The organism is Silvania hatchlandensis, assembly GCF_025564065.1.
Taxonomy (GTDB): domain Bacteria; phylum Pseudomonadota; class Gammaproteobacteria; order Enterobacterales; family Enterobacteriaceae; genus Enterobacter; species Enterobacter hatchlandensis.
Map to the genome: position 1 here is coordinate 60,671 of NZ_JAMGZK010000052.1, position 25,113 is coordinate 85,783.

The following is a 25,113-nucleotide window of genomic DNA, read 5'->3' on the forward strand; positions in this document are numbered from 1 at the left end:
TGTGTTACAGGCCGCGGGTTTGCAGGAACAGGATGGTGGCTGCCACGCGCGAGCGCACGTTCAGTTTGCGCAGCAGGTTGCGAATATGTACCTTCACCGTCTGCTCGGCGATGTTCAGACTGGCGGCGATCTGCTTATTCGACAACCCCTGCGCCAGCTCGTGGAGCACGTCCAGCTCACGCTCGGTCAGCACGCTCAGCGGGTCCGCTTGTTCGCCGGAGACGTCGCGATCGCGCAGGTAGTCGCTGACGAATTCGCTGAACACCTTTCCCCCCTTCGCGCCCGCGAGGATGTCATTCAGCAGCACTTCCGGATCGCTGTCTTTCAGTAAATAGCCGTCAGCACCCGCGTTGATCAGGGCGTAGATATCGCTGGTGGAATCCGACGCGGTCAGGATGATGACCTGGGCAGTCACCTCTTCACGACGCAGGGCATTAAGGGTATCCAGCCCGCTCATCCCTTTCATATTGAGATCCAGCAGGATCACATCCGGTTCAAGGCGGTTGGCCAGCTGGATGGCGCTCTCGCCATCACCCGCTTCGGCCACCACGTTAAAATCGCTATTCAGGGCCAGCAGCTGGCGGATCCCTCTGCGCATCAGTGGATGATCGTCCACAATAAGTACCTGAAAAGGCGTAACTTCAGACACACTCTTCTCCTGAGTATTTCGTTATTGTTGTTGGCGAACGCCCGTCCGTACGCACCGGGAGCATCGCAGGCGATAGTGTATGCCCCTGAATAGGGTTTTGCATCGGGCATTGTTCAGGGAATATGAGCATATTCTCATTCCTGCATTCATGTGGCCTGCTACCGAATAGCGTAACTACCTCAAACTATCTCAAATTTATGAATTTTTGAGATAGTTTGACGATCAGCGCAGGCACCAACGAGCAGAAAACGGTGTACCGCATCGCGAAGAATCTGAACTGAACGGCAGGGCGCAGATGGCTAACTCGCCCGCATTTGATATAAAAAAATCCCCGACGCGTCGGGGATTTGTGTTGGTACTTAGTTGATTCTCAGTTCGGTGCCCAGGTATACGGCGCTGCAACGCCTAGCGGCATGCCCACGCCCCACCACACCAGCAAGAACAGGCTCCACGCCACAAAGAAAGCGATGGAATAAGGCATCATAATCGACACCAGCGTACCCACACCGGCCCCTTTCACGTAGCGCTGGCAATACACCACCACCAGCGGGAAGAAGACCATCAGCGGGGTGATGATGTTGGTGCAGGAGTCACCGACACGGAACGCCGCCTGGGTCAGCTCCGGGGATATACCAACGGCCATCAGCATCGGCACCATGATAGGTGAGAGCAGCGCCCACTTCGCCGACGCGGAGCCGATCAGCAGGTTAACCGCTGCCGTCAGGACAATCATCCCGATGATGGTCGCTTCGCCCGGGAGTGCCATCGCTTTCAGACCGTCTGCGCCCGCCAGCGCCACCAGCGTGCCGATGTTGGAGTCGTTGAAGGCTTTGATAAACATCGCGCAGAAGAAGGCCATCACCATATAGGATCCCATTTTGCTCATGGAATCATTCATGGCGCTAATCACATCTTTACCCGATTTAAAGGTCCCGGCGCTTAACCCAAAGACAATGCCCGGCACAATAAAGATCAAGAAAATCAGCGGCACAATCGACTTCATGATTGGCGCACCGTAGGCGGTGAGCGAACCTTCTGCACTGCGCAGGGTCGAGGTTTCTGGCCATGTGGCTGCGGCCAGTGCCGCCAGGCCCAGTACCATCACCAGTCCGGCACGGGTAAAGGCGCGATGCTCCAGCGGGGTGATGCTGGTCATGTCGCCGTCATGCTTATAATCGCCATCAATGGTCATCTTACTGACGCGTGGTTCGACGATGCGCTCCGTTCCCCACCAACCGACGAGGGTAATCAGAATGGACGAGGCGATACCAAAGTAGAGATTGCACAGGGTATTAACGGTATAGGTACTGTCGAGGAGTTGGGCTGCAGCCTGGGTAAAGCCCTGCAGCAGCGCGTCGTTGCCGGTGGGCACCATGTTAGCCGCAAAGCCCCCGGAGACGCCTGAGAACGCTGCCGCAATCCCGACCAGAGGGTGGCGACCTGCGGCGATAAAGATAATCGCCCCCAGCGGGATCACCAGCACGTACCCGGCATCGGCCGCCACGTGGCTGAACATCGCCACGAAAATCAGCATCGGGGTCAGCAGTTTTTTCGGCGTGACGCGCAGCATTTTCTTGAGCGCAACGTTAATAAAGCCGGAGCTTTCTGCCACGCCCACACCCAGCATAGCGACCAGCACGATCCCCAGCGGGGCAAACCCGGTAAAGGTGGTCACCATCGACGACAGGGTGTTGGTCAACGCTTCGGCGGAGAGCAGGTTATTAACCTGTACCGCCTGCTGGGTGACCGGGTTCACCACGTCGAACTCGACCAGCGACAGCACAGCCGACAGCCCCATCACCAGCAGTAATATGTAGAAGAAGATCAGCGCCGGCTCCGGTAAACGGTTCCCCGCGCGCTCAATCGCGTTTAAAAAACCGCTCATTAAGCGGCTTTCGGACGCGGCTTTATCTGTCCCTGTGAGTGAACTCATTTGTGCTCCTTATTGCTGGTGTATATTTCAGGATGTTTCTATGTATTTCGCGCAATGATAGTTGATAGATGTTGTGATAAACCAGAGTGATAATTCAAGGTTATTGATCTGGAGGGGTATATATGCATAACTTTACATTTTCCGGTATTTAGATCGGAAAAAGTATGGGGGAATGTTCGGTTTAAATTGATGTTTACGAACAGTTGAAAGTACCCTTAACATTAATTTAGTTATCAGAGTTATTAATGAATTCTCGCCCTAAGCAGGAGCGGTTAACTGCCCGTTCTTAACCGCTACACCCAGTGCCAAATACATTGTTGTGTTGGCGTTGTTAATTTAGGTGGTAATTATCAGGCATCCGCACTGCCAAAACTAATAAATAGTGGATTGTTAACTAATTAATCACCAGGTGGAGATATTAATTAATCTTCCCGAAACCTTATGTATCTCATTGATTTTTAGTGTTTTAATCTCGCAATGACTTAATTAATACTTAATGGTGATTAAAAACGAGACAACTCTTCAGGGCGCTTTATAATCGCCGGGATATAAATTTTAGTAATGTTTTTTCTCCGCTGAACCGCCGCGAAGAGAATATCTTAATCATGATTTACCGCCCTCTGAGTAAATGATTCTGGAGTTGGTATGGCCGACACTTCACACACTGATGCCGTCTCGCTGATGGGTTTTATTGCAAAATCTGCCGCCAGTCTGGATACCGTTAATCTCGCCCGGCGGGTGGCAAATTTTAACGTGGCGACGCTGGTAACCGGCGAAACCGGCACCGGTAAAGAGTGCATCGCCCGTATTATTCATCATTACAGCGTGGGTGAGATGGCACCTTATGTGGCGATTAACTGTGCGGCTATCCCGGAAACGATGCTCGAATCCATGTTATTTGGCTACGAGAAGGGCGCTTTTACCGGCGCGGTTGGCAGTATGGCGGGTAAATTTGAGTTGGCAAATAACGGCTCAATTCTGCTGGATGAAATAGGTGACATGCCGCTGAATCTGCAGGGCAAATTATTACGCGTGTTGCAGGAACAGGAAGTCGAACGCCTCGGCAGCCATAAACGTATTCCGCTGAACGTGCGCATTATTGCCGCCACCAATAAAGATTTGCAGCGGGAGATGCAGGAAGGGCGTTTTCGCCAGGATCTCTATTACCGCCTGGCGGTGGTGCCGGTGCATATCGCCCCGCTGCGCGAAAGGCCGGAAGACATTATTCCGCTGGCGCAGCACTTTATCGAAAAATATCAACGTGCATCAGACGCGCGCAAACGCCTCAGCCACGATGCCCGTCATGCGCTGCTGGCCTGGCACTGGCCGGGCAACGTGCGCGAGCTGGAGAACGTTATCCAGCGCGGGCTGATTCTGAGTAACAGCCCCGACATCACCGCCCGCGATCTCGCCCTGCCCGTCAGCATATCCAACGTGGCTATCGCGCCGCGCAAGCATCAGGCCGCGCCGCTGCTCTCCTCAATTCGCTTTGCGAAGGAGCACGGTCGCTACGCCGAATACCAGTACATTATCGAGTTGCTTAAACAGCACAACGGTAATAGATCTCAAACGGCGCAGTCGTTGGGGATCACCCCCCGGGCGCTGCGCTACCGCCTTGCGTCAATGCGCGGGTACGGCATTGATCCCAGTTGTTTCAACTGACTGGGTCCATTGACCAGGACGTTTTTCAACATGGATAAGATGCAGGGGATCGAGCGCCTGCCACCAAAGTGGCGGTGTTGCTGAGGCGCTGCAGATTACCGATAACGACCGGCTCAGTTCAGATATTTACCTGCAGAAGGGGCTGGCGCTACTCTGAGCCTGCCCGCACAAACGGTTATGGCTCCGGTATTACCTTTTTAGCGCGTAAACAAACATCAGCCCGCTCTGACCAATCAGCAGCGGCTGTTTATTGACGGTCATCGGATACACCCACACTTCGTTATGGCGTAAAAAATCGACGAAGCTAAAGATCATCTTATGATTTTGCGGGTTGTTATAGCGAATCGGGTTATAGCTGTAGAACGTCCGGCCATTTTTCTCTTTCTCTTCGTCCAGACGCCCCTTAATCAGAAACATCGCATCATTCGGGTGGGTGATGGTTAACAGCATCGCGCCGTTCATGTCCATTATCTGAACGTTATAATTCTCCTGCCGATCGGCCAGCAGATCGTAAAAGCCGATCTGTAGCTGGCCTTTACTCTCGGTCTGGCGTGGTCTGGCATGCGACAGCGTATTAACGCTAAGCACCACGCTACAGAGCAAAATGAGGCCAATGCAGATCTTACTGCTGAGGTTTTTTGCATTCAGCCATTTCATTCAAAACTCTCTCTGTTTCGCGGTTAATAATATTGACGAGCTTTTCACTGTCGATGCGCCAGTGGTAAAGCGTCATCGCCAGCTGCTGACTGGCGCACGGGGTTTCAATCGCAAAGGTGTAATTCAGCATCTGCTCAGTGGTGCGATAATAAACCGTCATTCCCGCATCCTGGTTTATCAGCGTCTGATTGAACTTTTGAAAAAACGTATTAAATCGGGCCAGATCGTCATCACCCGAGTTGTCGGATGATAAAGAAACCTTATAGGTTCGAATGTTGCTGAACCGGTTTTTTCCCTGCTCATGATAAACCATGTCCGAATTATGAATAGAGGAGGCGTACCATCCGCTTAGGGTAATAAGAAGCAATCCTGCCAGAACCGCCAGAATAAGGGCGTGTGGGATTTTCTTAAGGCGAGCAGAGAGCTTAATGGCCGGGCAAGCGGAAGGGGCGACAGGTTCAGGTCCGGGCGCTATGGCAAGTTCAACGCCCTGCGGGCTCCCTTCAGTGGTGGGCTGCTCAGCGGTCTGGCAATACTCTGCTTCCAGTAAATAGCCGCGCTTAGGGATGGTTTTAATCACTTTTTGCAGCTTACCATCGTCCTCCAGCGCAACGCGCAGCGCATGAATGGCGTTAGATAAGCTGTTATCGCCAATGACGCGGCGTTCCCAGACCAGCGCGGTGAGTTCATTTCGACTGAGGGTTTGACCAGCATGCTGTGCCAGACAAAATAGCAGCTTAATCTGATATTCGCCCAGCCGTCTGATTTCGCCCGTCTGATGATGAACAATAACACCGGCAGGCAGATCTAACCGCCAGTTATTAACAGAATAACGCAGAGTATTCATAGTGACGTCAAAGCGGCTCACAGCAAAATAAACAAAAAATTAACGTTTTGTTAGTAATTAATTATCTATTAATGAAAAAAGGGTTCAAAAGAATTATAAAGCAAGTTCAAAGCCTGTGCACTCTTAAACTAAACCTTTTCTTGTTGTACGTTTCTCTGTGGATTCCCGCCACATTCACTGTTTTTTAGGATGAGTTGTTGGTTAATTGTGAGTAATAAATATTTTTAATTCCCGCATTTAAGTTTACGCAGAGATGTGTCGTACAGGTTTATTAATTGATTAAGTCGATGAAAGCATAAATGACCGCAGCTAACGGATTGCGTTTTAAAAAATTCGCTATTTCCATTTAACCCTCTTTTATTCAGGTGCCGCGGAAAACAGTGCGAAGCGGCTTTCCGCATCAGGCGGAAGCACCGCTTCCGCTGTGTTTTTATATTTGTTGTTTTTCAATGGCTTACAAATTGGCATGGCGTTTGCTGTATCCCTGAAACGCATTAGCGAGATCAGCATTGGGCAGTGCGGGTGGCCGCAGATGCACAACAGGGAAAACAGCTAAAGTCATACAGGGATGCTGAAATGTACGCAGACACGCACGAAAGGGTCGACGCCCGCCATAAACGCGATACCGTCGCAGTCAGGGCGATCTCCCTGGCACAGGAGGCGCACTGGCTCGCCCTGTATCTGCCACTGGTGAAACGTATTGTGAACCCGCTCTCCTTGCAAACTCAAAGCGTGATCGACAGCGACGACATGGAGCAAATCGCACTGATGGGGCTACTGAGCGCCCTGCGGCGTTACGGTGAGCCCGATGAGCACTTTGCTGCCTATGCATCTCCACGGATCCGTGGTTCGGTGCTGGATGAGCTACGTTTGCTGGACTGGCGTCCGCGCCGTCTGCGCCAGAAAGCGCACAAGATGAATGATGCGATCCGCACGTTGTCTCGTACGTTGGAGCGGGAGCTGGTAGAGGAGGATATCATCCACCATCTTGAGATCAGCCAGCAGGCGTATCAGGAATATTTGCTGCTCAAAAATGCCGGCGTATTGCACAGCCTGGATGAGATGCTGGCCAGCGATACCCGTTTTACATACCACAGCCGGGCGCTGGAAGAAGAGATCATCATTAACGACTCCCTGCGTGCCGCGCTGGCGACGCTGGACAGCCGTGAACAGCGGGTTCTCTCCCTCTATTATCAGCATGAGCTGAGCCTGAAAGAGATTGCGCAGATCCTCGGGATTACGGAAGCCAGAGTGTGTCAGCTGAAACAACGCATCGCCCACAAAATTAAAATTGCGATGACGCAGTGAGACGCTGCCCGCGTCTGTATAATACCCGGCACCTGTCCGGGTAGGGCAGGATGGCGGCGGGCCAGTCTCAAGAGGAAATGATGTCTGTTATTGCGCATTACTATATCGAGCAGCAGAGCGTTAACACGCAGCCTGTGGCAACCCTGACCGCCCGGACGCCATCGGTGGACGCGACCCAGACCAGCGTTCCCGCCTCTTTTTCGCAGGTAAACAACGCCTCGCAATCATTGATGAGCCAGCCGACGGCAAGCGCGCCGCAAGCCGCCAACCCGCGTCCGGTATCGCCAGAAGCCACCCCTGCCACGCTCGATAAGCTGGATCAGTTCGCCCGGTCACAGGGCTGGAGCGAGAAGCAAATCGCCTTGATGAAGCAACCGTCTCAGCGCAACAACGGCCGCAGCAGTCAGCCCTGGTCGGCGCAGGGCGGCCCACTGGCGAGTCGCGACTGGGCATTTGCCGCGCTGAACGCAAACTGGCTGCCCGCGTCCCCGCAGCGGACCGGCGGTATTCGCGGCATTCGCAATAATAACCCTGGCAACCTGGAGGCCAGTTGGGCCTTTACCTGGCTCGGGCAGAATGGCACCGATGGCCGTTTTGCCACCTTTACCTCGCCCGAACATGGGATCCGCGCATTAGGGATGAATCTGCTCTCTTATCAACGGCGTGGGCTGGACACCATCAGTAAAATTATCACCCGCTGGGCACCGCCACAGGATAACAACAATACTCCCGCCTATATCCAGAAGGTGAGCAGCGCCATGGGCGTAGCACCTGATACCCGGCTGGATGTGGCGTCACCCTCTGTGTTGAGCGCGCTGAGCAAAGCGATTATCCATCAGGAAAACGGGACAATTCCTTTTTCTGAAGAGGTGATTCATAACGGGGTGTTTTCGGCGCTCGGTCTGACGGATCTGTCCGGGAGCCAGCGGCCCGAATTAACCCTTCCCCCGAGGGTGGATAACCCTACGCGTGCCCAATAAAAGACCGATTAGAAGGTAAAGGGTGAATAACGCCGCGGCAGGGGAAAATTCATCGCGATATAATGAGCTGGCAAATATTATCCTCTGTAGCTGATTCAATTGAAATTAAGCCATTCGCATGATTGTGTTGCATAAGGTGTTTCTTATTCATCATATTTTATAGCGTAGCGTTTACATTAAATTACCATTCATAAAAAAATCGTCGCCTGCGTAACAAAATGGGGGGCTTTGAGCTGTCCAGAGGGCGGGTTTTCAATTCAATGACAAAATAAAGGCTTTATATAATGTGATGATTTTTAAAACCTATTCAGGTGTGATTATTATTTTTGGTAGGTTGTGATTATTATTTAAGTATGATTGATAAAAAGTGCTATATAAACCTTCAGGCCTCGGGTTAATATGTCGCAACATGTTATGGCTTTCGTGTAAAAATATGAAAAAAAATGCCAGCAGTACTTTTCGTCGCCCTCGCTTACACCGGTTTGCACTTGAAGCCCGTCAATTATTTGATGGCGCCGCGATAGCCGAAACCGCCCAGCATAATGATGCGGGCAGCGAGGCGCCTCATGATAATGCCCGGGACGCCTTTCACCCGGTCACGGTCGAGCGCGCCGCCGCTTCCCAGCCGACCCCTGCCAAAGAAGTCTTTGTCATTGATAGCCAGATTACCCACTGGCAGTCACTGGTGGCGCAATTACCGCAGGACAGCAAAGTGGTGGTCCTGCGCGAGGGCAGTTCGGGTCTGGGTCAACTCAACCAGGCGCTGGCAGATGAAAAACAGATCGCGGCAATTCATATTTACAGCCACGGTGCCAGCGACGAAATTACGCTCGGCAGCGACATTATTACCGCGCAAAACGTCGCGGGCCTGCAGTCACAGCTGCAAAGCCTCGGCGACAAGATGACGGCCGAGGGGGATATCCTTCTCTACGGCTGCTCGGTCACCAGCAAAGACACGGCGCTGGTCAGCCAGCTCGCCACCTTCACCCATGCGGACGTGGCTGCCTCGCGCGACTCCACTGGCAGCCGCGAGGGCGGCGGCAACTGGATCCTCGAAACCGCCGTTGGCGAGGTCGAAACCCGCACGCTGGCGCTGCACTACGCCGGACAGCTCGAAACCCCAACCCTGACGCACAGCGCGGGCGATCTGATCGTCAGCGAGCCTTCTGTGCTGACTGCCGGAAAAGAGGTCGGGCAGTTCAGCGGCTGGGCGATTGATCTGAGTGACCCGTCGGCCACGGTGATACTGAACCTGTATCTGCAGGACGGAAGTAAAGGCACGCTCTCTGATGGCGTTCAGCCTCCGGACAACGTCTTTCTGAGCTTCAGCGGCACGGCCGTGCAGGCGCAGGCCTGGCTAAATCAGCTGACTTTTACCGCCTCCGACCGCGAGCTCGGCAATCACACCGATGCCACCGGGGTCGATATTTATGTCTTCAGCGATTCGGGGGGCGTCAGCTGGATGACCCAGCGGATCATTATCACCCCGGCCAACGACCCGGCGACGGTGAATGACAGCAGCCTGCTGGTGTCGGAGCGTAACGGCAGCGGCACGGTGATTGGCCCGGCGACGCTGGCGATTGTCGATTCAGAGCTGTCAGTCGGCGCGCAAACCGCCGCCCAGATGGTGTACAGCCTGACGGCTCTGCCGCGCTATGGCTATCTGACCCTCAACGGCCAGCGTATCGGCGTCGGCTCGGTCTTTACCCAGCAGGACGTTAACAGCGGGGCGGTGAAGTATGTGCATACCGCCACCGGGACCGACCAAAACACCGCCGACAGTTTCTCTGCCAGCCTGAACGATGGCGCGACCCCGGTCAGCCAGTCGGACAGCGTTACCGTGACCCTTAACATCCAGCCGGAAAACCAGCCCCCAAGCGTCAGCGGGAGCGGCTTTGTGTTTGAAGGCCAGCCGCAGAACGCCGATATCTCGGGCAACGTCGGCAAATACATTGAGGCGACCACCGGCGGCGATCCGCAGGATACCCGGCTGACGCTGACCATCACGGCGCTGCCCGCCCACGGCAGGCTGTACTTCAAAGGGCAGCCGATCCAGGCCGGATTCAGCTTTGACTATGCCGATAAAGACAAGCTCACCTACAGCAACGACGGCACCGAAGGGGTTCGCGAGGACAGCTTTGGCGTTCGGGTGAGCGATCAGGGCGGCGGCACCGGCACGCCAGCAAGCAGCGACGGCACCATCACCCTGACGGTGGACAGCGTCAACGATAACCCGGTCTTCGATAGCAACAGCAGCACCTGGACCGCCGTGAACGCAGGCGGCAGCGTGGTGTTAACCCCGGCGATGCTCAACGCCACCGACGTTGACTCCAGCGACGACCGGATCAGTTTTGTGGTCAACGCCGACAACCTGACCCACGGCTATCTGACCCTTAACGGCCTGCGCCTGAAAAGCGGCGATACCTTTAGCGTCGACGATATCAAAGCCGGTCGCGTCAGTTATGTGCAGTACCGCGACGCCGCCCCGAACGAGCAGGACAGCTTCGATTTCCAGGTGATTAACCACGGATTAAACGTCTACTGGACCGACGCGGGCGTTACCAATATTCGCCAGGGGGGGATTTATCAGGGCAACGCCCCGGAATTCGCCCTGACCCAGTATCGCTTTATCTTCGCCCTGACCGACAAAACCAATAATCCGCAGCCGGGCAATGTGCCGACCCTCGATCAGCCTGCTACCGCGGTCATCTCGCCGGTGTTTGGCACCAACGTTAACGACCCCAATGCGCTGACCCACGGCAGCTTTAGCGAAGGCGGCACCCTGGTGCTGGCGGGAACCGGTAACATCACCGATGCCACGCCGGGGCTGAGCTACACGCTGCCCAACGTTTTACCCTCCGAGGTGGTCTACACCTGGATCGGCGACAGTTCAGGAAGCGCAGCGCTGTCGCTGCAAAAATTCGACAACGGTGCCTGGGTAACCCTGCTGCCGCTTGAGAGCTTCACCCAGGCGGACGTCAATAACGGCCTGATTCGCTTCGCCCACGACGGCGGGGAAAACTTCACCTTCACGCCAGGCTTTACCGTCTCTGCCGGGCGCGTCACCCTGAATGCCAACGGCGATCCAGTGCCGGTTATCCAGCGCGTGGATGTGGCGGTGTTTATCACTCCGGTGAACGATCTGCCGCAGATCGGCGGCTCGTCCAACAACGTGCTGGCAGAAGGGGCAACCCTGGTCATTACCCGCGATATGCTGACGGCCAGCGATCCGGATGATGCCAACAGCGGCACGCCGTATGAGAACAGCAGCACCCTGAACGGCAACACCAATTACGCCCTGAATAACGAGGCGACGGGCAACAACGCCCTGAAGCTGCTGTTTACCTCCCTGCCGACCGGCGGAACGCTGCAATATTTTAACGGCAGCAGCTGGGTCGATATTACGCCCGCCAACCTGAACACCTTGCAGCTCGATGCCGCGATCCTGACCAACGACGGCACCAGCGGGCTGCGTTTTGTCAGCGACGGCTCCGAGATCCGCAACACCACGTTCTCGGTTGCCGCCGTCGACCGCTGGGGGGCGCAATCTCTCAGCGCCGCCACCGTAGGGCTGGTGATCACCAATATTAACGACGGCCCGCAGATTGCCACCTCGCCAACCGCCGCCGATCCGGTGGTGGGCCGCGAATCGCCGAACATGATTGGCGGCACCCCGGCCAACAACCCCCTTACGGTGCGTGAAAGCGGCTACGGCCAGATCACCCGCGCGATGCTGCAGGCCTACGATCCGGACAGCAGCGCCGAGCAGGTGCAGTTTACGATCACCCAGTCGCCGGGCTTTGGCCGTCTGGCGCGCTCCACCGATGGCGTCAACTTTAACGTGCTGGGCACCGGGTCCACCTTTACCCAGCAGGATATCGCCCAGGGCTATATCTATTACCTGAACGACGGCAGCGACCGGACAATCACCCAGGACGGCTTTACCTTCCGCCTTTCGGACGGCGATAAAGAGCAGGCCGGGAATCAGTTTGTTATCAATATCGACCCGGCGAACGATGCGCCACAGGTGAACGGGCCGGGGAGCGTGATCACGGTGGGGGCAGGCGCTACGCCGGTTCCCGGCTTTAGCGTGCGCGATGCGGATCTCGACATTGGTGCCACCAACGTCACGGACCAGCTGCAAACCACCGTTCGCCTGCTGCACGCCAACGGCACGGCGCTGACTCAGGCGGAATACCGCGACGTGACGCTCGGCATCACCCGCGTTCCGGGCCTGACCGTGGTGGGCGGCAACGGCGATCTGCTGGTGCTGACCGGCACCGTGGCGCAAATCAACAGCGCGCTGGCGGGGCTGACCGTCGCCTTCAGCCAGGATCATAACGCCGCGTACCAGATTCAGGTGATCACCGATGACCGCCTGCGCGACGCCAGCGGCAACCTGACCGGCAGCGCTAACGGCGGCCCGCTCAACGAAGTGACAAACCCTGCCTTTGGCAGCCAGCCCGGTGCGGTGGATGGCAAAAACTATAACTGGTACGCCGACAGCGTCCCGGTTAACGACGGCAACATCGCCGCCAGCAGCGCGACTATTCTGGCGTCGAGCATTAACGATCCCGGCACCCTGGCGGGCGACGGGCAGAAAACCGTCCGCGAAGATCAGGCCAGCTGGATTGGCGGCAACTTCGTGGTCAATGACGTCGAGTCCAACGCCTTTGGCCGGCCGGTAACCGTCACGTTAACGGTGGCGCAAGGCTCGTTGGGTATTGGCGGGGCGGGCGTGCAGACCAGCCTCAACGGGGTCACCCTCAGCGGGGACGACACCGGCACGCTGGTGTTAACCGGTCAGGCCAGCGCCATTCAGGCGCTGCTTAATGATCCCCTGCTCGGGTTAACCTACCTCAGCGCCCTGAATGCTAACCACGATCAGAACGGCAGCGCGGCGGGAGATGTGACCCTGACCGTCAGCCTGAATACGCAAAATTCGACCATCGGCAACACCCAGGGAACGGCACCCGCCGATCTCAGCATTGCCCTGACGATCGATGCGGTGAACGACGCGCCGGTGGTGAATGCCGGTTCGACCATCATCAACCTCGACAACTCGGTCGCGGGGGGCTTTACCCCGGTGCCCGGTTTCTCGGTTGACGATCCGGACATTACCGACGGGGGCGGGATTGCCTGGGGGGAAAGCGATCACCTGCGGGTGACCGTGCGCCTGACCCAGCAGGACGGCACGCCGCTCGCCATTGGTGAGTATCGCGGCAACACCTCGATTTCCATTACGTCCGGGGAGACCAACAGCGGCGTAACCCTCATCACCACCGGCGCGCCGCCGACCGATGGCGATCGCGCCCCGATGGTGATCGAAGGCACCCGGGCGCAGATCAACGCCTGGCTGGCACAACTGCAGGTCAAAATGGTTGGGCTCGATGCCGACGATGCGGATAAATATTACCGCGTCGAGGTGATTGCCGACGATCGCAACCGGGATGCCACCGGCCATCTTACCGGCCGCGCCAACGGCGGGCAGAACAGCAACGCCAGCAACACCGGCACCGAAGACGCCCCGCTGACGGAGATCGATCCGTATGCCGCGCTGCCTGGCGGGCTGGCGCAAAACGTCAGCGCTGCCTCGACAGAGGTATTCCAGAGTTCGGTTAACGATGCGGCAGAGATCCGCCTTGGCGACAGCCCGGTGCTGCAGACCGACGAAGGCAACAGCACCGTGGTCCTGCCGCCGATTATGGTGACGGATGCGGATGCGGGCAGCAGCACCCTGACGGTTAACGTCCAGGTACCGGCAGGTTTTGTTATCAGCGGCATAGGTGGCAGCGGCGGGACAGTGGACGGGACCGGTGGTGCAACGGTCCGTCTGACCGGTACCCTGGCAGAAATTAACAGCCGCCTGGCGGCCATCACCGTCACGCTCCCTGACGTAGCCGGGACTGCCACGGCGGCAGACTGGAACGGCAGATTTGGCGTGGTGGTGACGGTGGATGACAATGGCTCGACCGGCAGTCGCCCGGCGACCCTGCCTGCCAACATGACTAACGCAACCAGCGATCCGGGCAGGGCGGACTACGCCGATCCGACCTCGGCGGCCATCATTACTACCCGCGAGTTCACCTTTACCGTCAATGCGGTTAACGATGCCCCGGTAGCCACCGGCACCAGCGTCACGCTGCCCGCCATTGCGGAAGATACGCTGGCAGCGAACATTAACGGCACCACCGTTGGCAGCTTGTTTGGCCCGCTGTTTGACGACAGCCGTGACGACGTGGTTAACGGCACCCACAGCGATGCCTTCTGGGGGATCGCCATCAGCAGCCTGGCGTTGGATCCGCGCCAGGGCGAGTGGCAATACTCCACCGATGGCGGCCAGAGCTGGACGGCGGTCGGCCCGCGCAGTGACAGCAATGCCCTGTTCTTAAACGGGACGGCGCAGCTGCGCTTTGTTCCGGCGGCCAACTTCTTCGGTGAACCCGCCCTGCTGGGCGCGCGGCTGGTGGAAAACGATACTAACGGTGACAAAACCAGCACCGCCACTGCCCCGGTTAACGGCGGCAGCGGCAGCACCCAGACGCATGGCGGCACCTCGTTGTTTAGCGATCAGGTCGTGAGGCTCAAACAGCCCGTCACCAACGTCAACGACAGCCCGACGCTGACCAGCGGGAGCTGGACCTTCGCCGAAGATGGCAACGTGCCGGCCACGCTGGGCCAACTGCTGGACAGTCGCTACAGCGACCAACGGGATAATCAGACCGGTATTCCGGGCGGCGGCAATGCCAGCCAGGGCATGGCGCTGGTGGGGATCTTTGGCGATACCACTGACGCCACCAAAGGCCACTGGGAGTATTTTTACAACAATACCTGGAACAGCCTGCCAACCGATCTTAGCGCCTCGAGTGCGCTGATTTTAAGCCGCGATACCCGGATGCGCTTTGTGCAACTGGCGGACTATAACGGCCCAGTGACCGGTGGCCTGCAGATCCGCGCCGCCGACTCCAGCGATACGACGCTGGTGGGCGGGGCAGGGGTTAACTCCCGGGTCAACTTCTATGATTACGCGGCGACCTGGTCTGCCGCCATCGAGCACTGGTCTTCTCCGGCCCAGCTGGGGGTCAACATTACCCCGGTGGCGGACATTGTGGGCGATCGTCTCAGCATTCATGCAGGACTGAGTTTGCCTTTGACCGCTGCGCAGCTGTTAGCCAACGACACCTTCGAGAACTCTGGCCGGGTGATTGAGAGCGTTACCCAGCCTGCGAACGGCACGCTGATTTTTGACTCCGTCAGCGGTATGTACACCTATACCCCGACAAAAGGCTATGTCGGTGCCGACAGCTTTACCTATACCGTGCGCAGCGGCGGCGTGACCGAAACCGCCACCGTGAACATCGACGTTACCAACATCGTGCCGGTTGCCGTCAACGACAGGCAGATCCTCAGCGAAGACAGCCTGCCTGCCAACGGCAACCTGCTGAGTAACGACCGCGATGGCGATAACGATCCCCTGACGTTAACCGGCTTCACGGTTAACGGCGTGAATTACGCCCCGGGCGCGACTATTGTGCTTGCCGCAAATCAGGGCACCCTGCAGGTCAACGCCGATGGCACCTACACCTACATCCCGGTAGCTGACTGGAATGGAAGCGTGACGGTAGGGTATACGATTTCCGACGGCAATATGCGCGGGACGGCAACCGGCACCCTGACGTTAACCGTTAACCCGGTTAAGGATGCGCAGGACGATGCGTATATCGCCCACGCCGGAACCTCCGCCACCCACGATGTGCTGTTAAACGACAGCTTCAGCAATGCGGATAAGAAAATCACCGGCGTGACGCAGCCCGCGCACGGCCGGGTGACGATCACCGCAGACAACAACGTCCTGTACGTGCCGCAGCAAGGCTTCGTCGGCAACGACAGCTATACCTATACCGTGACCAGTGGCGGGGTCACGGAGACGGCAACGGTCAGAGTGATCATGACCAACCAGTCGCCGTTTACCGGCAACTTCTTTGCGACTACCCAGGAAGACGTCAACGCGACGGGCAATATTCTGACCACACTGCGCGATCCGGATGGCGATCCGCTCACCGTCACCGGCTTTACGGTCAATAACGCCAGCTTTACCGCCGGACAGCGCGGCACCATTGCCGGGGTAGGCACGTTCATTATCGACGCTCAGGGTAACTACACCTTTACCCCGGTCGCCGACTGGAACGGCAGCGTGCCGACCATTGAAGTCACGGTCAGCGACGGCAATCAGGGCGGCACCAACACCGCCTCGCTGGATATCACCGTGACGCCGGTGGCCGATATCATCGACGACACCGCGAAAACCCACGCCGGAACGGCAGTCACCATCGATGCGCTGGCGAACGACAGCTTCGAAAACAGCACCAAAACCATCACCGGGACCTCCGCGCCACAGCATGGGGCGGTCACTATTGTCGGCAACAAGCTGGTCTACACCCCGGTGGCCGGATACGTCGGCAGCGACAGCTTCACCTATACGGTCACCAGCGGCGGCGTAACCGAAACCGCCACCGTGGTGGTATCGATGACCAACACCGCGCCGGTCTCCCGGGATGTGACGGTCTCGACCGCCGAAGATACCCCGCTGCGCGGTTCGGTGCAGACCAGCGCGACCGATGTCGATAACGATCCGCTGGTGCTGACCGGGTTTACCCTCAACGGCACCGCCTACAGCGCCGGGCAGACGGCGACGGTCGAGGCGGGATCGCTGACCATGAACCGCGACGGCAGTTGGGTCTTTACCCCGGCCGCCGACTGGAACGGCAGCGTGCCGCGGGCGACCTATACCCTGTCGGATGGCAACACCGGCACCAGCACCAGCCAGTTGCTGATCACCGTGATCCCGGTGGCCGATGTGCAAAATGACACCGCCACCACCCACGCGGATGACAGCGTGATTATTCCGCTGCTCGACAACGACACCTTCAGCGACAAGCAGCGGGTGACGATTGTTGCCGGGCACCCGGTTGCCGGATCGACGCTGAGCACCTCCGATCGTGGGGGCCAGATTCAGCTGCTGGCGGATAACACCCTGCGCTATCTGCCGCCCGCCAACTTTGTCGGCACCGATACCTTCACCTATACCGTCACCAGCTATACCGGGGTAACGGAAACGGCGACGGTGACGATTCTGGTCACCAACTCCCGTCCCGGCACCACCGACGATCGGCAGACCGTGATGGAAGACAACGTCCTGCGCGGCAAATTTAACGCCAAAGATACGGATAACGACGTGCTGCGGGTGGTCTCCTTTAGTGCGGGTGGTCAGACGTTGGTGATGGGCAGCGATGCGGCCAAAACCCTGACGCTCGCGGGTGTCGGCACGCTGGTGGTCAACGCCGACATGACATGGGCATTTACCCCAGAGGCGGACTGGAACGGCACCGTTCCGGAAATTAATTACACGGTGACCGACGGCAATCAGAACGGTAAGATCGGTGGCACGCTGACGATCGTCGTTGCCCCGGTCAGCGACGCGCGCAATGACAACGTGTCACTGCATGCCGGTCAGTCTGACACCCGTAATCTGCTCGCCAACGACACCTTCAGCAACAGCAATCGTCAGGTGACCAGCGTCACCCAGGGCCAGCACGGAACGGTGATAATCAATGCGGATGGCACCGTCACCTACACCCCGGTGGCAAGCTACGTGGGCCAGGACACCTATACCTATACGGTGACCAGCGGCGGGCGAACCGAAACCGCGACCGTCTACGTCGACATCACCAATACCCCGCCGGTGCCGCCTGCGGGGCTGATCGTCAGCGGGCCGGAAGACAGTAACCTGACCGGCTCGGTGCTGAGTAACGTTACCGACGCCGATCCGACGGACGTGCTCAGCGTTGAGAGCTGGAATCTGCCGGGTGAAACCCGCCCACACAGCGTGGGGGTGCCGTACGCCATTCCCGGTATCGGTACCTTTACCCTACAGACGGACGGGCAATTCACCTTTGTGCCGGTGGCGGACTGGAACGGCAGCGTGCCGACCATCACCTTTACCGCCACCGACGGCCATCAGAATGGGCGCTTTACCGGGCAGCTGCAGCTGGTGGTCACCCCGGTAGTGGATGCAGTGAATGACGCCACGTCGCTGCATTCCGGCGGCAGCGTGACGATTGACGCCCTGAATAACGACAGCTTCGCCAACAGCGATAAAACCATCATCGCCCTCGGCAAGCCGCTGCACGGGCAGGCGACCATTCTCAATGGCAAGGTGACTTACCAGCCGGATGCAGGCTACGTCGGTGCGGATAGCTTCACTTACACAGTGCTGAGCGGCGGTAAAGAAGAGACCGCCACTATCACCCTTGATGTGCGCAACACGCCGCCGCAAACCCAGCCGGATCTGGTTCCCAGCCTCGAAGACGCTACCGCCACCGGGAATGTGCTGACCAACGATCAGGATCTGGATGGCGATGCCCTGCGGGTGCAAAGTGTAAGCGTGCTGGGGACGGTCTATCAGCCGGGCGACATCATCACCCTGGCAGGCATCGGGACCTTAACCCTGAACCGCGATGGGCGGTACAGCTTTGTGCCGCTGGCGGACTGGAACGGCAGCGTGCCTGACGTCACCTACACCGTCACCGACGGCAACAGCAACGGCCAGGCGAGCAATATTCTGCGCATCACCGTGCGACCGGTGCAGGACGCCTTCGACGACCGGGCCAGCACCCACGCTGGAGTGTCGGTTCTGACGGACGTGCTGGCGAACGATACCTTCAGCAACCCGTTGCGGGCAGTGGAGTCCTTTACCCAGGGCGCACATGGCACCGTCACGCTGGAGAACGGCCAGCTGCGCTACACCCCGGTGGCCGGGTACGTGGGCACTGATACTTACACCTACAGTGTCTTCAGCAACGGGGTGCGCGAGACGGCCACCGTCACCGTGACCATGCTCAACACCTTGCCGACCTCGGCAGATTTCGCGCTGACCACCGCCGAAGACACCCCGCTGAGCGGCAATGTCATGGATCGGGTCAGCGACGGGGATAACGATCCGCTGACCCTGACCCAGTTCACGGTCGATAACCGAACCTACAGCGCCGGACAAACCGCGGTGATGGCAGCAGGCACGCTGGTGATGAACAGCGATGGCCGCTGGACCTTCACCCCGGCCGCCGACTGGCATGGCCCGGTGCCGCAGATTGGCTTTACCGTCTCGGACGGCAACGACGGCGGCACCACTCACAGTCTGCTGAACATTGGCGTCGTGCCGGTGGGTGACACGCACAATGATTTTGCTATCGTCCATTCGGATAACGCGGTGATTATTCCGGTGCTGGCCAATGACACCTTTACCACCCCGGACAACCAGCTAACATTGACCGCCGGGATCCCGGTGGCCGGCTCGCTGGATGGGCATACCGATCAGGGTGGGCGGGTGCGGGTCCTGAGCGATAACACCCTGCAGTATCTCCCCCCGCAGGGCTATACCGGGATCGACAGCTTCTCGTACACCGTGACCACTCCGGACGGTCATCAGGAAGTGGCCACGGTGACCATTGCGGTAATGAACGGCACCCCGACGGCACAGCAGACATCGCTGATTACCCCCGAAGATACCCCGCAGCTGGTGGGGCAGTTTAACGCCGTGGATCCGGAAGGTGACGTCCTGACCCTGGTCTCCGTCACCATCGATAACGTCACCACCACGCTTAGCGGCGCAAACGATCGGCTGGTGGATATCCCGGGCGTCGGCACGCTGCATGTCTTCGCCAACCGCGACTTTACCTTTACCCCGGTGGCCGACTGGAACGGCGTAGTGCCGCAAATCAGCTACACCGTCACCGACGGCAACAACAACGGAACGACGGACGGCACCCTGTTTATCGTGGTGACCCCGGAAATCGACGCCGTCGCCGACAGCTACACTATGCACGCCGGGGATTCTGCCCTGCACAGCCCGCTGGATAACGACAGCTTCAGCAACCCCGATAAGATGATTACCGGCGTCACGCAGGGTCAGCACGGGCGGGTGGAGATCAGCCTGGACGGGCAGCACATTACCTACATCCCCGATCCGGCTTTCGTCGGCCAGGATGTTTATTCCTACACCGTCACCAGCGGGGGGCGCATTGAAGTGGCCTATGTCACCGTCGAGGTGACCAACACGCGGCCGGTGCTAACCCCGCTGGATCCGGTCAGCGGGCCGGAGGACAGGGTGCTGGCGGGCAACGTGATTGACAACGTTACCGACGCCGATCCGAGCGACAGACTGACCGTGGTGAGCTGGAACCTGCCAGGCGAAACCCGTCCGCATCTGCCGGGCGTAGGCTACGCCATTCCGGGCCAGGGCACCTTCACCCTTAACGCCGACGGCAGCTACACCTTTGAACCGCTGGCGGACTGGAACGGCAGCGTGCCGACCCTCACCTTTGTGGTCAGCGACGGCCACGACGGCGGTCAGGTGACCGGGGAACTGAACCTGACGGTCACGCCGGTGGCGGATATTCAGCCGGACTACGAGCGAGTGCTCGCGGGCCAGCCGCTGATTATCGATGCCCTCGCCAACGACAGTTTCAGCAACGGCGACCGGCAGATTGTCGCCACGGGCAACGCCCTGCACGGCCAGGTCACGATCCAGAACGGCAAAATTACCTACCTGCCGAACCCGGGCTACGTCGGCATCGACACCTTCACCTACACGGTGATGAGCGGCGGGGTGCGGGAAACCGCAACCATCACCGTTGAAGTGACGAACGCCGCCCCGCAGCCGCGACCGGATCGCGACGTGGTGGCGGAAGATACCCCGGCCAGCGGCAACGTGCTGGCGAACGACCAGGATAACAACGGGGATGCCCTGCGGGTAGTGGACTTCCGCGTCGGCACGCTCGCGGGCGTGTTCCTGCCGGGCGCCACGGCGGTGATTGCCGGGGTCGGTGAAATCACCCTGCAGGCCAACGGCGACTACCTGTTCCGCCCGGTAGCGGACTGGAACGGTGACGTCCCGCAGATTATCTACACCGTCTCGGACGGCAACCAGAACGGGCTGGCCTCCCAGACTCTCGACCTGAGCGTCAGCCCGGTGGCCGATGCCCAGCAGGATGTGGCCTACATCCACTCCAGCTTCCCGGGCACCCTCGACGTGCTGGCGAACGACACCTTCAGCAACCCGAATGCCACCCTCGTCGGGGTCACGACCCCGATGGAAGGCTCGGTCAGTATTGTAAACGGGAAAGTGGTCTACACGCCGCGCCCGGGATTTGTCGGCTTTGACAGCTTCGAATACACCGTGCGCAGCGGCGGCGTGGAGGAGACGGCGGCGGTGGTGGTGTGGGTCACCAACCAGGCTCCGGTCGCCCGCGACGTTAGCGTGCAGATGGATGAAGACGGTGGCACGGTGCAGGGCTCGCTCCCGGTGACCGACGCCGATAACGACACCCTGCGGGTGACGGGCTTTACCCTCGACGGCGACGCCACCCAGTATGACGTCCCGGCCAACGGCAGCCGCACGATCCTGATTGCAGGCAAGGGGACATTAACGATCACAAGCGATCGGCAGTTCACCTTCAAGCCGCTGGCGGACTGGAACGGCACGGTACCGGTCATCAGCTGGCAGGTTACCGACGGCAACGACAACGGAGCCACCAGCGGCAGGCTGGCGATTGTGGTGAATCCGGTGGCCGACGGCGTCGACGACCGGGGCGCACTGCTCAAAGGCGGAGAGCTGATTAGCGACGTGCTGGCGAACGACACCTTCGAGGATCCAACCCGCCAGGTGACCGGCGTCAGCCAGGGCGCACACGGCGCGGTAACGCTGCTGCCGGACGGGCGCATTCGCTACGTGCCGGAGCCGGGCTACGTGGGCGCAGACAGCTACACCTATACGGTGACCAGCGGCGGCGTGACGGAGACCATTACCGTCCAGGTGGTGGTGAAGCCGGTGCTGGAGCTGACCGTCCACGAGCAGGGCCTGCGCGACAGCGGCGGAAGCCAGACAGCCAGCGGTTCGCTGCAGGTGACCGCGTTCGATGCCGCGCAGACCATCACCATTAACGGCAAATCCTTCACCCTGGCCGAGCTGCAGCAGTTCACGCTCCAGCGACCGGGGAGCGTGGAGTTTGGCTTTGGACATCTGGAGCTGACCGGTTATCAGGCGACTGACGCCACCCACGGGGTGCTGAGCTATCGCTATGTGCAAACTCAGGCAGTAGCGCATCAGGAATCGCAGCCTGTTCAGGTGACCTTTAGCTTTACGGTGAACGGCGAAATCGGCGGCCTGCTGCGGGTCAATATTGTTGACGACGCCCCTCAGGCGCAGCCCGATACCGCCGATATTTATCAGGATCGGGCCCAGTACAGCCAGAGCGGCAACCTGTTCGCCAACGATACGGTAGGCGCAGATGGCCCGGCCCTTCGCGGCCCGGTGGTGGATGTGATGTCCCAAAACACCGGTGCGGCGGGACACATTAACGGCGTGACCACCGGCCAGTACGGTGTGCTGCGCCTTGATGCCAACGGCAACTGGCAGTATGAGGTGAACCGCAGCGACCCGCGCGTCGCCGCACTGGACGCCAACGCCAGCCTGCAGGAGGTGTTCGTTTACACCCTCGAAGATGCGGATGGCAACACCCGCCAGTCCACGCTGACGGTAATCATCCACGGCGTGACGGCGATGCCGCAGGTGGCCGATCGCGACGGCTGGCACGAGCTGCTGTTTGGTCTGCGCGACGAGCCGGAGCAGCCGCGTCTGAGCTTTACCCCGGGGCTGTTTATCCTGCCGATGATCTATGGCTTCGAGAGCAGCGAACATCGTCACGCCGTGCAGGCCAACGTCAAAATGGCGATGCTCGGCTACGGCGTCGAGCAGGCCAACGCCCCGGTGCTCGAGCAGGCGGTGCTGTTCCCGCGCTGGTTCACCAGCACCCGCGAGCAGCGCGATATCCGCGAGTCGGGCGCCAACGGCATCGGGCAAAATATGCTGCGGGATGCGTTTAGCCCGTTCAGCATTCGCCACACCGATGAACGCGAAACCCTGCACGCACCGGCAGAACCGCCCGCGCCAGTGCCGGTGGTCAACGCGCCAACCCTCGAATCCGCTCAGGGAGCCTTATCGCTGACAGCGCAACTTGCCGCGCTGCACCGCCAGGCTCCGGAAACAACCATCGTCCTGCCCGCTGTGTCGGCTAAGCAGGTGAAGTGATGAATTATGGGAATGTAGACATGCTAAATGCTTCTGTGCCGGTCATGACCGTAACGCCGCGTCCTTTTCGTTTTGCGCCTCTCGGGGTGCTGGTGGCCGCGGTGATCCTCAGCGGATGCGGCACCATCAAGCCGACGCCGCTGACTCAGGATGAAATTACCGCTCGGGTGAATCAGGATCGCGCCGCCATGTACCAGGGGCAGGAGGCCGTAACGGGCACCCTGACCCTGTCGGATGCGATGGCGCGGGCGCTGAAATACAACCTCGACTACCGCCTGAAGATGATGGAAACCACCCTGGCGCGATCCCAGCTGGATCTCTCTTCCCAGGACATGTTGCCAAAATTAATGACCGACGCGGGCTACCGCTGGCGTAACAACGACTCGGGCGGCACCAGCGTCGGCATTGACGACGGGGTGATCAGCCTGCGTCCGTCCACCTCCGAAGAGCGTGAGCACTACCTTGCCGACGCGACCTTCTCCTGGGACGTGCTCGATTTTGGCATGAGCTATTTCCGCGCCCAGCAGCAGGCCGACGAGGTTAACATTGCCGAAGAGCGCCGCCGCAAGGTGCTGCAAAACATCGTCCAGGAGGTGCGGGACGCCTACTGGCGCGCGCTGGGTGCCCAGCGTCTGCTGAAAGAGACCGAGCCGCTGGCGGACCAGATCGCCTCGGCGCTGGCGAAAACCCGCGAAGCGGAGCAGGCGGGTATTCTGCCGCCGATTGAAGGGCTGGAGTACCAGCGTGCCCTGCTGGATGCGATGACCACCCTGAATCAGAAACGCCAGCAGATGCAGATGGCGAAAAGTGAGCTCAACGCGCTGATGAACGTCCCGCCGGGGAGCAACATCACCCTCGACGACAAACCGCTGCCGCTGGCGAGCGTCCCGCAGGACATGGACAAGCTCGAGCAGATGGCGCTGGAACGTCGGCCTGAACTGCGGGAAGAGGATTACAAAGCGCGCATCGACAGCTATGAAACCAAACGGCAGATCGCCTCGCTGCTGCCGAACCTGAATCTGTTTGCCGGGGTTAACTACGACTCCAACGACTACCTGTACAACGACAGCTGGGTGCAGGGTGGCGTCGGGGTGTCGATGAACCTGTTCAAACTCCTGAGCATTCCGGCGATCAACAATAACAACGATGCGCGCAGGATGACGGACGATGCCCGCCGGATGGCGCTCAGCATGGCAGTGATCACCCAGGTGCGGGTGGCGACAGAGCGCTATAAGCTGGCGGTGTACGATTTCCAGATTGCCGACCAGTCCGCGCAGGTCGATCAGCGCCTCGCCAGCATCTCGCGCGCCGGGTCGGATAACTCCCTGACCAGCGATCTGGAAACCCTGCGCACCGAGGCGCGCTCGATTGTCTCCCGCTTCCAGATGGCCGGTTCCTACGCGGAAGCTCAGGCCGCCTATGGCCGGGTGCTGAACTCGGTGGGCATCGACCTGCTGCCGGATCAGGTCCAGCAGACCGATGTCGCCAGTCTGTCGAACGCCATCGCCAGCAGCCTGCGGCGGGAAGAGCAGACCGTCTTCGCCAGCGTAGCCCTGAAAAGCGCGCCAGTGCAGGCTGTGCGGGTGGAAGTGGGTCGCCTGCCGGGCGGTGCGGATCGCGCGGCGATCACCCGCTCGGTGAGCCAGGTGCTGACGGCCAACCAGATCGAGATGGGGGAGACCCCGCAAAGCCTGCGCTTACGGATGCAGTTTAAAACCGTCAGCAGCAGCACGGCGCGCAAAGGGCAGTGGACGATGGACGTGATCGACAGTGACGACAACCTGCGCCTGTCGCGTCAGTACCAGAGCTATTTGCCGGATGACGCCAGCACCCGTACCTTAAGCGCCCTGGCCCAGGCCGCCGCGCTGTCGGTGACGGATGATATTCAGCGGATCAGCGGCGCGCGTACGGCCCCGCTGGCTCGCCCTTAAT

The 25,113-nt window shown here is 59.1% G+C and carries 9 protein-coding genes; 5 read left to right on the forward strand and 4 right to left on the reverse strand.

From position 1 onward, the window contains the following. Positions 1-4: 4 nt before the first annotated feature. Entirely contained in the window at positions 5-649 is a 645-nt protein-coding gene (gene narP / locus M8014_RS16095) for a nitrate/nitrite response regulator protein NarP (RefSeq protein WP_271283400.1), read from the reverse strand. 370 nt (positions 650-1,019) lie between these two features. Beyond that, positions 1,020-2,582, reverse strand: a complete 1,563-nt coding sequence (locus M8014_RS16100; RefSeq protein WP_271283401.1) for an AbgT family transporter — start codon at positions 2,580-2,582, stop codon at positions 1,020-1,022. Between the two features lie 645 nt (positions 2,583-3,227). Here M8014_RS16100 and M8014_RS16105 point away from each other — a divergent pair. Next, entirely contained in the window at positions 3,228-4,244 is a 1,017-nt protein-coding gene (locus tag M8014_RS16105) for a sigma-54 interaction domain-containing protein (protein ID WP_271283402.1), read from the forward strand. 189 nt (positions 4,245-4,433) lie between these two features. Here M8014_RS16105 and M8014_RS16110 read toward each other — a convergent pair whose 3' ends face one another. Together M8014_RS16110 and M8014_RS16115 are read right to left on the reverse strand one after the other, a co-directional pair. After that, positions 4,434-4,901 (reverse strand): hypothetical protein, encoded by a 468-nt coding sequence (locus M8014_RS16110; protein WP_271283403.1) that lies wholly within the window; start codon positions 4,899-4,901, stop codon positions 4,434-4,436. Then, the gene (locus M8014_RS16115) at positions 4,867-5,748 is read right to left on the reverse strand and encodes a transcriptional regulator (RefSeq protein WP_271283404.1); all 882 of its coding nucleotides are present in this window, start codon (positions 5,746-5,748) and stop codon (positions 4,867-4,869) included. The genes M8014_RS16110 and M8014_RS16115 overlap by 35 nt, the downstream gene beginning before the upstream one ends. A 576-nt stretch (positions 5,749-6,324) precedes the next feature. On the opposite strand from M8014_RS16115, the gene M8014_RS16120 reads away from it, so the two are divergent. From M8014_RS16120 to M8014_RS16135, 4 genes are all read left to right on the forward strand, one after another. Next, the gene (locus M8014_RS16120) at positions 6,325-7,056 is read left to right on the forward strand and encodes a FliA/WhiG family RNA polymerase sigma factor (protein ID WP_271283405.1); all 732 of its coding nucleotides are present in this window, start codon (positions 6,325-6,327) and stop codon (positions 7,054-7,056) included. Between the two features lie 80 nt (positions 7,057-7,136). Continuing rightward, the gene (locus M8014_RS16125) at positions 7,137-8,036 is read left to right on the forward strand and encodes a hypothetical protein (RefSeq protein ID WP_271283406.1); all 900 of its coding nucleotides are present in this window, start codon (positions 7,137-7,139) and stop codon (positions 8,034-8,036) included. 433 nt (positions 8,037-8,469) lie between these two features. After that, positions 8,470-23,181, forward strand: coding sequence for an Ig-like domain-containing protein (locus M8014_RS16130; protein WP_271283407.1), 14,712 nt, complete (start codon positions 8,470-8,472; stop codon positions 23,179-23,181). Continuing rightward, positions 23,181-25,112 (forward strand): TolC family protein, encoded by a 1,932-nt coding sequence (locus M8014_RS16135; protein WP_271283408.1) that lies wholly within the window; start codon positions 23,181-23,183, stop codon positions 25,110-25,112. The genes M8014_RS16130 and M8014_RS16135 overlap by 1 nt, the downstream gene beginning before the upstream one ends. Position 25,113: the final 1 nt, after the last annotated feature.